The organism is Pontibacter sp. GD7 (assembly GCF_058216375.1).
Genome location: NZ_JBYZMP010000004.1, coordinates 23,286 through 35,235 on the forward strand (window position 1 = coordinate 23,286; position 11,950 = coordinate 35,235).

Annotated in this window: 10 protein-coding genes; 2 read left to right on the top strand and 8 right to left on the bottom strand. The window is 47.4% G+C overall.

All coding sequences use genetic code 11. The annotated features are described in order from the left end of the window. Positions 1 to 51: 51 nt before the first annotated feature. Positions 52 to 1,026, top strand: coding sequence for a formimidoylglutamase (hutG, locus tag AC4BAP_RS07515; RefSeq protein ID WP_490582009.1), 975 nt, complete (start codon positions 52 to 54; stop codon positions 1,024 to 1,026). A 970-nt stretch (positions 1,027 to 1,996) separates the two neighbouring features. Here hutG and AC4BAP_RS07520 read toward each other — a convergent pair. The 8 genes from AC4BAP_RS07520 to AC4BAP_RS07555 all read right to left on the bottom strand — a co-directional run bounded on the left by AC4BAP_RS07520 (position 1,997) and on the right by AC4BAP_RS07555 (position 11,220). After that, a complete protein-coding gene (locus AC4BAP_RS07520; protein WP_490582010.1) occupies positions 1,997 to 2,398 on the bottom strand; it encodes a T9SS type A sorting domain-containing protein in 402 nt (133 codons plus the stop codon). 52 nt (positions 2,399 to 2,450) lie between these two features. Continuing rightward, on the bottom strand, positions 2,451 to 3,380 hold the full coding sequence (locus AC4BAP_RS07525) for a DUF1835 domain-containing protein (RefSeq protein ID WP_490582011.1): 930 nt from the start codon (positions 3,378 to 3,380) through the stop codon (positions 2,451 to 2,453). A gap of 104 nt (positions 3,381 to 3,484) precedes the next feature. Next, positions 3,485 to 4,306 carry an SMP-30/gluconolactonase/LRE family protein gene (locus AC4BAP_RS07530; RefSeq protein WP_490582012.1) on the bottom strand — a complete coding sequence of 274 codons (822 nt, stop codon included), beginning with the start codon at positions 4,304 to 4,306 and terminating at the stop codon, positions 3,485 to 3,487. 119 nt (positions 4,307 to 4,425) lie between these two features. Further along, positions 4,426 to 5,538, bottom strand: coding sequence for an AMP-binding protein (locus tag AC4BAP_RS07535; protein ID WP_490582013.1), 1,113 nt, complete (start codon positions 5,536 to 5,538; stop codon positions 4,426 to 4,428). A 271-nt stretch (positions 5,539 to 5,809) separates the two neighbouring features. Then, the gene (locus tag AC4BAP_RS07540) at positions 5,810 to 6,265 is read right to left on the bottom strand and encodes a DoxX family protein (protein WP_490582014.1); all 456 of its coding nucleotides are present in this window, start codon (positions 6,263 to 6,265) and stop codon (positions 5,810 to 5,812) included. A gap of 641 nt (positions 6,266 to 6,906) precedes the next feature. Next, positions 6,907 to 8,607 carry a 2-succinyl-5-enolpyruvyl-6-hydroxy-3-cyclohexene-1-carboxylic-acid synthase gene (menD, locus tag AC4BAP_RS07545; RefSeq protein ID WP_490582015.1) on the bottom strand — a complete coding sequence of 567 codons (1,701 nt, stop codon included), beginning with the start codon at positions 8,605 to 8,607 and terminating at the stop codon, positions 6,907 to 6,909. A 241-nt stretch (positions 8,608 to 8,848) separates the two neighbouring features. After that, positions 8,849 to 10,087 (bottom strand): chorismate-binding protein, encoded by a 1,239-nt coding sequence (locus tag AC4BAP_RS07550; RefSeq protein ID WP_490582016.1) that lies wholly within the window; start codon positions 10,085 to 10,087, stop codon positions 8,849 to 8,851. A gap of 713 nt (positions 10,088 to 10,800) precedes the next feature. After that, on the bottom strand, positions 10,801 to 11,220 hold the full coding sequence (locus AC4BAP_RS07555; protein WP_490582017.1) for a hotdog fold thioesterase: 420 nt from the start codon (positions 11,218 to 11,220) through the stop codon (positions 10,801 to 10,803). A gap of 59 nt (positions 11,221 to 11,279) precedes the next feature. Here AC4BAP_RS07555 and AC4BAP_RS07560 point away from each other — a divergent pair, with 59 nt between their 5' ends. Further along, positions 11,280 to 11,939, top strand: coding sequence for a histidine phosphatase family protein (locus tag AC4BAP_RS07560; protein ID WP_490582018.1), 660 nt, complete (start codon positions 11,280 to 11,282; stop codon positions 11,937 to 11,939). The last annotated feature ends 11 nt before the right edge of the window (positions 11,940 to 11,950 follow it).

Genomic DNA, 11,950 nt, shown 5'->3' on the forward strand with positions numbered 1-11,950 from the left:
GTTAGTAAGCTTCTCAACAATTTAACCTCACAACAATTTAGCAATTCAGTTTTGTATAAACCATCTACAAAAGCAGCCTGGCTTGGCCGCACCGATACCCAGGACGGGGCTCTGGGACTTCGCTGGCACCAGGCGATGCAGTTTCTAAATCTATCTGAAAGTATACCTGCTGTAAACCCAAACGAGGTAGCTTTTGCATTTTTAGGCTTTTGCTGCGATGAGGGGGTTAGCAGAAACATGGGCAGGGTAGGAGCCGCTGTTGGCCCAGCCGCTTTACGAACTGCCATGGCGTCTTTTGCATACCATTTGCCTGAGCATGTGCAGTTGTTTGATGCCGGCGATGTGCTGTGCACCAACCACAACCTGGAGGAGGCACAAGAGCAACTGGGCCGTAAAATAGACAGCCTGCTGGCACACGGCTACAGGCCTTTGGTGTTAGGTGGCGGACACGAAATTGCCTATGGGCATTACCTGGGTCTGGAGCAAGAAGTAGAAGGTAAAACACTAGGCATACTTAATTTTGATGCTCACTTTGATCTTAGAAGCTATGCGCAGCAGCCAAGCTCCGGCACACCGTTTTTGCAGATAGCCGATAGGTGCCAGGCAAAAGGAAGCACGTTTAAGTATGAGGTTATTGGCTTGCAGGAATATGGTAACACGCGTATCCTTTTCCAGACGGCAGACAGGCTGGAGGTAAAGTATACTTTTGCCGAACAGGTGCAATCGCATAACCTGCCAGAACTTATCAATAATCTCAAAAACTTTCTAGAGACTGTAGACAGGCTTTACATTACCGTTGACCTGGATGTATTTGCGGCAGGATACGCGCCTGGTGTAAGTGCCGTTAATGCACTCGGTCTGCAACCAGAAGTGGTGCTTACACTTCTGAAAACAGCCGCCCAGAGCGGCAAGCTTCTAAGTATAGACATAGCCGAGCTAAACCCCGCCTTCGATATTGACAACCGGACAGCTAAACTAGGAGCCGGTATACTTTATCATGTGGTTAGTAACTGGTGCAAAGTATAAAGCTTTTTTTCCTAAAGGATTTTTATACTTTGTAGGATAACCCAAGCTGCGCGATTCTAATCCTAAAGCTGGATTTACCCACCCCTTCACCCCTCCATGGAGGCAGGGCCGTTTCATTCTAGCAAATTACATGATTATGGCGCGAGCGTCCTCACTTGTGTCGGGCTATGGCTGGGCCTTCCCGAGTCAAGCCCGGGAGCTACGACTGGCCCAGTTGGATTGCAAATCCAACGGTATAACAAGTCACGGATCACAGATCCGCGCCAGCAAAAATAGAATGAAACGGCACTGCTCCGAGGAGGGGAATTACATACATGAGTAATTTTCCCCTATTTGGTGTAGAGCTGTTTCATTCTATTTTTTTCTACCATGAGTTGAAAACTCGTGGTAGAAAATTGAGCCTGTTTAGCTTTTATTAAAATCCATACTGCCCGCCCTTGCTGCGTGTTCTCACCAGCAAGTATAATAGCCAGTGCCTTAAATTGTTGGTGAAAAACACCAACAATGGCGGGTTCGATTTCTTTTAGCCAAAAGCCTAAACAGTTTCATTGTTTGAGTTTTCAACTCAACTGGCCCAGAGGGCCAGAAAATAGTAGGATACGAGTCCCAGATCCCGGACTTGATTCGGGACTAGGACGCTTGCGCCATAACTTAATAAGTTGTAGAACTCCTCGGAGGGGTAAGGGACAATGCCATCAATTTGAAACAAATGCTCTTTCAGTATTTCAATCCGCTTTTACTTCTATTAGCTTGCCAGAGCGACAGGGATGATAATGCGGATTGCAGATCCTAAAAGTATGTACTTCGGAATTACAAATCCCGAAGAGCAAAAGAGCAAGAGTTACACAAAACTCCTTAAGTTGACGGTATTGGGGATAAGGGGTGGGTAAGTTGTTAACCGTCAGAGTAGCATTCAACTCAAGCCTGAAATCAAAAAGCCGCCCTACATATCTGCAGGGCGGCTTCTGTTTTATTCCCCTACCCGGAATTTCGTCCAGTAGGTGGTATCGCTTGTTTTTACTTCAATGAGATAGGTGTCGGGTAGCAGTTTGCCTACGTTATAGCTCCAGGTATTTTGCCTGGCTGCCACCAGTGGCTTTGAGAAAACCACTTTACCGGCCTTGTTTTTAATCTCCAGCAGTGCATTCTCATCCAGCTCCTGCGAGAAATCCAGTTGAAAAGTACCTTTAGATGCTGGCTTTAAATGGATACCAGAAAGCGTTTCTTTCCTGCTTTCATCGCCTGCATCGGGTGTGGCGGTTACAAGTATGTGTTCCTGTACAGGGGCTGCTATTTTCTGTGCTTGTGAGTTGAGGGTCAGGGCGGCTAGCGGTAAACAGGCTGCCAGGGCTAGTGCATACGTTCGCTTCATATTCTTTCTCCTTTTGCGTTAAAGTATAAGTATGCCCTGTTTAATGCAGATATTAGGCCAATTTAGAGGCAGGTTTCAAAAGATTTTCGGAAGTATCGTAGCACCAGCCTTTCTCCGGCTCAAGAAGTACCCCGCCAAGCCAGTGAGGGGCAGCATTATACTTCTCTTTTCCATTCAGAATATTCTCGGCTGAGGGGGTAAGCTGAAGTGGCTCCTGCGGCGTAATCAGCTGTGGCTGCATGCGCTTGATCGTGTCTATCAGTTGCAGGTCCCCGAAACCGAAATCGTTGAGGTGCATCTCCCAGAACTTCTCCATTACCTGCAACTCTGTGGTTGCTCCGGCTTTTACCAGTTTAAGAATTTCTGCTTCGTGCTTACCCAAACCTGTTTCACAATCCGGAAAACGCTGCAGGTGCAGTTGCAGTGCCTGTTTCAGGTATGGCTCCAGGATGTCGTGGGTTTGCAGGTAGTGTTGTAGTTGCATAGGATTAGAGCCTGCATACAATTGCCATACTTTCTCGGCCTGCTGCAGCTGCTCCTCCGACTGTACCTGCCTGTTTTCGAATAAATGGTGCAGCTCTTCGGGGCTAAACTCTGAAATGTTCTTGCCTGCTGCCAGTGTGCACACAGAAACTACTGCAGGTTTAACCTGATGGAGCTTGTTTAAAAGGTAAAGCAGGTTTATCTGGCACATCAGGTCGGCATCGAACCAAAGGGTTACTTCGAAGAAAGCGTTGGCAACGTTTACTTTATCCAGCACATCCAGTACTTTCAGCTTATAGTGTTCAGTGGTTTCGTGGTAGTTTTCGAGGATGAATTGTTTGCGTTTTTGCCAAAACTCCTGCTCCGGCAAGCTCCCGATAACGGGCCCCTCCGAGAGGATCTCTCGCCAGACAAGTACCTGCCCGGGGAAATTGGCCGCCTTGAAGGCATCCAGGGATGCGTCGCCGTTAATGATGTGCATTGAGGGAAGCTTTTTCATAGTTTAAGTTTCAGTGGTGCTTTAAAAGAAAGGCAGCTACACCAGTAACGTGCGGCTGCCCTTGCTTCAACAATATAGCGGAATACACTGTTTAAACGGATAGCCTAACGGTTTAGTCTGTATGCCACCACGCGGTTATCGTTAAAAGTAGGTACAAGCAGCAGGCCGGGAGTTTTTGCGTAACTGATGTCTGCAGCGTTTATTCCTTTGCCGGCCGTGTTCAGAATACGCCAGTTACGGCCTTCCTCGTTTACAAAGTATACCTCACCGTCCCAGCTCGACACCAGAAAACCACCCTCAACTTTTGCTATCCCATCAGGTATGTTTATACCTCTTGTCCAGCTGCTCCACTTCTGCGTTTCAGGGTCCAGAAATCTTACCTCGTCGCCGAGTGTAACCAGCAGGCGATTACCATCCAGCAAAATTCCATTTGGGCGTTTCCGGTCCGTGTTTTTCATCCAGGTGCTTACACGGCCGTTTCGCAACAGGTAAATGCGCCATTCCTCCGAGTCGGTCACGTATACGTTTCCATTCTCATCTACCGCAACATCGTTCAGGTAACTGGCCCTGTCTGCTTCGTAGCGGTCAAGTATAGCCCCGGTTTGCGTCGATATGGCCACGATCTCGTTCAGGTCTGCTACATAGAGCACGTTGTTGTGCAGGGCCATGCCCCTTGGGTCATTCAGTCCGGTTACCCAATAGAGCACCTCTACTTTACCCTCCTTGTTTATTTTGGAAATGAAACCGTCGCCGTCTTTTCTGGCAGTGTTTACCTGGTTAATGTTACTGACATAAATAACGTCTCGGGTGGGATCGTACAACACCGATTCCGGGGTGCGCAGGGTGTTGTCAGTTGCCCAGGCTTCGTTTAGTTCTACAGGTGCACCCGAAGAAAGTCTGCTGCCGCTGCAGTTACTAAGCAGCATGAAGCATAATATGGCGCATACACCCGAAAGTACAGCTCGCATGATAATAAATCGTTGGTCTATACTTATTACGGGTGTATGCGCTGCCTGTTATCTTGCAGGGTGCAAGTATCGTTTTATTAGTCTGTGTAAAGCCCTAGCTTTTGCATGGTGCGTTGCCTTGACAGTTTGCCGGATGCCGTTTCGGAGAATGCGGGACTATAGTATACTTCTTTGGGTACCTCAAACTTACGCAGCATGTCTTTTAACCTGCCCATAAGTTTTTCCTCCTCTTCCGGCGGTATGGGCTCTCCTTCCAGTATCAGGATCACTTTTTCGCCCAGGAGCTCATCAGGCTGGGGAGCAATAAAGAAACGCGGCGAATCGGTTGTGTCGGCAAAGGCCTCTGCAATGGCCAGTTCCACTTTCTCGATCTGCACCTTCACGCCACCCGAGTTTATCACATTGTCCACGCGGCCAATCCACCGGAAACGATTTTTGGTCAGTAACTCTATCAGGTCATTGGTTACCAGGAGCTCGTTATTAGTAACTTCGCCTTTTATAGTCAGGCAACCCCGGTTATCCAGGCCCACTTTTATGCCTTCCAGCACCTGGTAATACTCTGCCGCTTCCGGACCGTTCAGGCGGCGAAGGGCAACATGCGAGGCTGTTTCGGTCATGCCATAGGTATGGTAGATCGGTGCCTGCACCCGTTGTAGTTCACGCTGCAAAACCGGACTTACAGGGGCCCCGCCAACCAGTATACCCTTCATATTATCCAGCATCGGCAAAGCATCGGGCGTTTCTTGAAGTATGGTTTGCAGTTGCATGGGTACAAACGCGGCAAAGGCAATGTTCTCGTCGCGGTTAACCAGTGTAAGGGGGTTGCCAATGGGCTCCACGATGATCATCTTTAAGTCTGCCAGAAAGCCCCGGGCCAGCATCATCATGCCGGCAATATACTCGGTGTTCAGGCAAACAAGCGTTGTATCGCCTTTCTGCAGGTTTAATAAGTTAATGGTACGGCGTGCACTCGCCTCCAGCTGCGCGCGTGTAAGTATGATATTTTTCGGCGTACCCGTAGAGCCGGATGTCTGTATCGGGAACTCCTGTACACCATTAAGCCAGCTGCGGCAAAATTCAAGCGTTTTGGATTCATAGCCATTCAGCGGAATGCTGTTCCGGAAAGAATAATTGGCAATTTCGTCGTAGTAAAACTTTTTACCGTTCAGCAGCAGAAACTCTTCGTTCATGTATGTAGCAGCCTGTATCGCGTGGCGCAGCGATGGTGAAACCTGATTAAGGTATTAACTTACGTTTTGCTGCAAAAATGGGAGAGATGTTGCTTTAAAACAAACAATGTTTGCTTTGATATTGATGATCAGCCACTGATTTGTGCAGATGCTTCAGGATAAGCAGTGAAAAATGGCTAAAGGTACGGCGCCGGCCTATACTTTAAATTGATTGCAGCAAAGCCGATGCGCGTACTTTATCATTAAAGTAAAAAAACGTTTTCAGGCCACGTTAGTACAGCCAGTCTTTTTTAGGCTTCCGGATAAGGTGGTCTACAGAGTACTTACCTGAGCCATAGATCAGGAATACGATCAAAAGGATCAGTACTATGATAGATGACCACAGTTCAGCGTTTTCAGAATAGAAGCCTCTTTCGGGGTTAATGAAGAACACAGCTCCCAGCAGAATAGGTAACTGGAAAAGTATAGCTACTCTGGTTATCAGGCCAATGGCAATAAACAGACCACCAACCAGGTGCGCAAATCCAACATAGTGGGCCAAGCCAATAGAAACCCATGGGAACTGGCTTTTGCGCAATATGGCAAACAAAGCCTCCGAGTCGCCCAGGAAAATAATGCCTTTTACCATCAAAAATATACCTAGCCCAAATCTAATAAAATCAAGCCAGATAGGATGGTGTGTATCAGCCCAGCGTTCAACGCGGTGCATGTCGTGTGTTAGGTTCATGGCTTAAAAGGATTAATGAAACATGTTGTCTGTTAGTTACTTAAACGTGAATAAGCTGATTTTGGACATTATTTGATGGATTTGTAAGGGTGGAGTGGCAGATGTTTAGGGAATGGAAATGTATAAGATAGGTATCTTTAGTAGCTTCTGTCAACCCTCAGTTTTACTTGCCTATTGTTTCATAGTTTGTTTTGGTGCGCTCAAGGCGGGGGTAGAGGCCCTCCTTAAGCGTGGCCTCGTTTCTCTGCATCACCGCTGTGTTCCGGGGGAAGGGGCCCTCTTTTCCTGTGCTTGCGCGCTGCCCTCCTGGCACCGGATCTCACAAGGCGGCTCTTTAAAGAGGGCCCCTACCCCCACAGAGAAACTGGGATTGACACTTCTTGGCTTACGACCTTTGCAACTGGCCAGCAAGTATAAATTAGTAACGGCAGAGATTCCCCTCTTGAGAGGGGCAAGGGGTGTGTTAATCGTCTTCAGCAACTCCCCTCCATGGACAATCGAGAACGTGAGTTCGAAGATTGCGAGCGCAGCCCTGAGTGAATAAAGTGTAGATGAACCCGACACAGCAGAAAAGCGAGTCTGGAGACTCGCGCACACTTAGCGGCACCAGCTGGATGCTGGCGCCAGGTGATTCAAAGGGGTTAAAACTCTATACTCCTCACCGCCTGCCTGTATTTCTCAAAAACCTCGGCATTCTCAGGGCTGTCAGTGAAGATCTCAAGTATAGTTGCCCCAGCATCATCAGCGAAAAAGGCAGGGAGTGCTTTCTCCAGTTCAGCGAGAGAGTTGACTGCGGTATACTTTAAACCGAAATCTTTAGCCGTGTTCTCGGCGTTCAGGGCCTGCTTGGTTTCAAAGAATGGCTCTAGTTCCGGTTGCTGGCGTGGGCCGTCAATCAGCCTGAAAATGCCACCTGCATGGTTATTGATGATGACAATGCGCAGGTTCTTGGGTAGGTAGTTGTGCCACAGGCCGTTCCGGTCATAAAAGAAAGCCATATCGCCGGTGAGCAGGGTGTTTAGTTTATTGCTGGAAAGGGAGCAGCCAACGGCGGTACTGGTGCTGCCATCAATGCCGCTGGTACCACGGTTGGCAAACACCTCTACTTCCTGCTCAGGTTTTAAACTGATGATATTGGCATAGCGCACCGCCATGCTGTTGGCCAGGTGCAGGTTACTTTTAACCGGCAGGTGCTGCATTACTTTCGCCACCACACTCAGTTCACTGTAAACAGCACCCGAAGTATAGCTCTCCAAAAACTGACCTGCCTTTGCGTTCATGCCCTGCCAGGCTTTTATAAAAGCGGCTTTGTTCTTAATACTGCCAGACAAACCATACATAAAGCTTGGCACCGAACACCTGACAATCTTAGTAAGCGCCTTAAAAGTATCTGCCACATGGCCAGCCGGCTTAATGTGCCAGTGTGCCTCCGGTTTATACTTTCTCAAAAACAGTTTCAGGCTTTTGGAAATAACGGATTTGCCAAAAGTTATCAGCAGGTCAGGTTGTAGCTGCCTTAGCTTTTCAGCGTCGGGGCAGGCCAGAAATACATCCTGGTAGCGCACCGTGCCCGGCATTTCATGGATGTTGCTGATCGTGTCGCCGATAATAACGGCACCCGTGGACTGTGAGAATGCATACAGGCTTTGTAACTGATGCAGGTTATACTTTTCCTGACCTGCCACCACCACAACACGGTTATACTTCAAGATCTCCTCCTGAAGCTTTAAAGATACATTCTGGGAAAGTATAAACTCCTGTATCTCCTCCTTGATGATTTTTACCTCAGTATCATACTTTAGCTCCTCGCCTTGTGTAGGGTAGAAGGGCTCACGCAATGGCACATTGATGTGAACTGGCCCCGCCGGATAAGCCACAGCCTCGTTTAAAGCCTCCGATACCATGCGTTCGCTGTACCAGACAGCATCCGGGTGGCTCAGGTCCAGCGGGAAAGTATAGCTTTGCTTAATGTGCTGCCCGAAAACGTTTTGCTGGCGTATTGTTTGCCCGTCGAGTTGGTCTATCCATTCTGTTGGCCTGTCGGCGGTGAGTACTAGAAGCGGCACCTGTTGGTAAAAAGCCTCGGCTACAGCGGGGGCATAGTTTAACGCTGCCGTACCAGAGGTGCACACCAGCACCGTCGGCTTGCCTGTTGTAAGTGCCATCCCCAGTGCCATAAAAGCCGCTGCCCGCTCGTCACTCACGGTGCGTACTGTAAAGCCACCATGTCGGGCAAAGGCAATGGTAAGCGGCGCACACCTCGAACCCGGCGACAACACCAAATTCTCAACGCCTTTACGGGCACAAATCTCAGCTATGTTTACAACAGGTTGGAGGATCATTTATTTAATTGTTGAATTGCTTAATTGTTAAATTGTTGAATGGTTATTGTGTGTTTACTGTCATTTCGAATATTCTTGAGGCACGAGCCGAAGAGAGCCAGCGTAGCTGTGAGAAATCTGGAATATTTTGCGATAATTCAGGCTTTCCAACAACTGTTCCGGCTCCCATCAATTTAAGCCCAAATTTAAATTGAATTGCGTACCAACAATTTAACAATCCAACAATTTAACCATTAAAATATCATTCAAAAATAGCCAAAACCCTTCGCATTGTCTGCATTTTGTGCTGGGTTTCCTGCCATTCTTTGTCCGGGTTAGACTCGCCGGTGATACCGGCTCCGGCATACAGTATGATCTCGCTGTCGCGCACTTGCATGCAGCGCAGGTTTACGAACACATGCGTACCATCAGCGCTATTTACAGGGCCCAGATAACCACTGTAGTAACTGCGGTTATAGCCCTCGTTTTCAAGTATAAACTGCAATGCAGGTTCTTTTGGCAGACCACAAACTGCGGAGGTTGGGTGCAAAAGGCTGAGCATATCAGTGCCCAGCGTAGGGAAATCCACTTCCTTCAGGTCCACCTTAAAATCGGTGCGCAGGTGCATCAGGTTACCGGCTATTACCGTGCGCGGACCAACTTCGGTGTACTCGCGAAGGCGCAGGCTTTTAAAGCAGTTAAGAATGTAACGCTCCACCATGCCTTGTTCTTCAATCTCCTTTTGGCGCCAGATAGCATCGCCCACTTTTTCTACGGCTGGTTGTGTGCCGGCAAGTGCTACTGTTTTAAATATTTGCTCTTCGTTTATACTTACCAGCACCTCTGGCGAGGCACCCATCCAGGTACCCACCCCCGGCACTGACACCAGCGATACAAAAGCATTAGGGTAAGCCTGCAACATGGCCTCAAAAGCAGCGACAGGGGAGAAGTTGGCTGGCAGGCTTTCACTGTAGTTTCGTGAGAGTACCACCTTTTCCATCTCCTCGGCTGTGATAGCTTTTATGGCTTTTTCCACAGCGCCTTTAAAGCCTGCTTCTGTTTGGTAGGATGCCTGGTTTGTGGCTGAGCTATACCAGTTTGATGATGCATTTATACTTTGCAACGCATCTGTAAAGCTTTGAACGGCCTTAGCAGGGGCATCGGCAGCAGTGCTTATACTTCCGGTTGTTGCTTCAAAGTATACATCGGCTTTAATAAAAAGCTGTTTTTCTTGCTCAGAACTATGGAACGGGCAAAACAGGAATCCGAAAGGGCTTTGCTCCAGGTTTGGCTGGTTTGTAGTAATATTCTGTTGCAGCGATACGCAAGCCTGTACCTGCTCTGTAAGCGGTAAACGCCAGGCAGCCACCGCCTTGTTCTGCGCGATGGCTGTACCAAAAAGCTGTTCTAAAGTATGATGTCGGGTTACTTCACCCATTGTTAATTTCTTAAAGTATAAACTAAAGTTGCTCTTCGAGATTTGTAATCTTGAAAGTAACATACTTTTAGATTGCACATCCGAAAGAGAGGGCTTTATAGATTAAGCTAATAGTTAAAATTCTTCTTGAGTTTCTGTGAGATTTTTACAGACCTTATATAGGCAAATAAATGCTATAACAATGTAAATAATAAAAGTAATTGGATGCCAGGACAATTCATGTAAGGAAAATAACTTATCAGATTTACTAAAAAAGGTTAGCATCAGCAAAAAGGATAGGAATACATTTACTGAGGAGGACCAGAAAAGAGCCTTTTTAAATAGTACTGAAAATTTTATTACCTCTATCCTTCTCCAATTCCAGATCACAATTGCTAAACAGCCAATTAGTACACCAAATAAGGTAGTTAATATTGTTGCAATAAAGTGTAAGAAAAAAGCAATTAATGCCATTAGAGTCAGTTTAAGATGATAGATACTTATTTTTGTGATAACATCACTCCATTATGCCGCTCTTCGGGATTTGTAATCCCGAAGAGCGGAGTTCCTTTCAGGATGACAAATGGTAGTGTTTAGCCAAAAGTCCCCCATTGAAGTTGAATCTCCAGCTTTGGTTTCAAGGCGTCCTCGCTCTTATCTTGCTATTTCCTGGCCCTCCTGGCCAGTGGAGTCAAAGACTCCACATTCATTGGTAGGACACGGGAAAAATTCACGCGCCAGAAATAGAAGATGAAACAGTTGGCAAGATTCCACAACCACCAACGATAAACCAATAACTACTTCCTGTCAATCACCGCCACCGTCATGCGGCTGATGCATACGGTGTCACCTGCTTCTGTCGTGATCTTCGTTTCCCATACCTGTGTGCTTTTCCCCATATGCAGCGCGGTTGCTTTGCCGTATACCCATCCTTCGCGCACACTCTTAATGTGGTTAGCGTTTATTTCTAAACCAACGCAGGCTTTCTTTGTTGGATCAACGTGAATGTTGGCTCCTATACTTGCCAGTGTTTCGGCCAGGGCCACAGAGGCGCCGCCATGCAACAGGCCCATAGGCTGGTGCGTGCGGTGGTCTACGGGCATTTTGCCGCAAATGTAACCTTCCCCAAATTCTGTAAGCTCAATGCCCAGGTGCTCTACCATGGTGTTTTTTCGCCACTCATTCAGGGTATCTAACGTAATAGAAGTTTTGTGCATACGCTGCGATTTTTAATTTCGCACTTTGAATTAAGTAAGAAGGCAAAAGTAGAGGAATTTTGAGTATTAAGAAAGTATACATCATCCGCCACGGGCAAACAGACTTTAACCAGCAGGGCATTGTGCAGGGCAGCGGCGTTGATTCTAACCTGAACCATGTAGGGCAGGAGCAGGCAGCCAGGTTTTTCCAGAAGTATAAGGATGTGCCTTTCGACAAAGTTTATACTTCTACTCTAAAGCGTAGCATACAGTCCGTACAAAACTTTATAGACCTTGGCATACCGCATGAAAAGCACTCAGGTCTAAATGAAATTAACTGGGGGCACCGCGAAGGACAGCGCATCACACCCGAGGAAGATGCCTATTACTACCATGTGCTGCAAACCTGGTGCAACGGCGACACGCATGTATGTATAGAAGGCGGGGAGAGCCCTGATCTGGTAACGGCACGTCAGCGCCCTTTTATAGACCTGATGCTTAGCCGGCCTGAAGAAAAGAACATACTTATCTGTATGCACGGACGCGCCATGCGCATACTTTTAAGCAATTTGCTGCACTACCCGCTGCGCTGTATGGATGAGTTTCTGCATAAGAACCTGTGCCTTTACCAGCTCAATTTTACGGGAAGCATGTTTGTGGTTAAAAAGTACTGCGACACCTCGCACCTGAGAGAAAATACCCCTGAAATTGATACCTTATTCAAGCTACGAACAAATTAGTAACATATAGT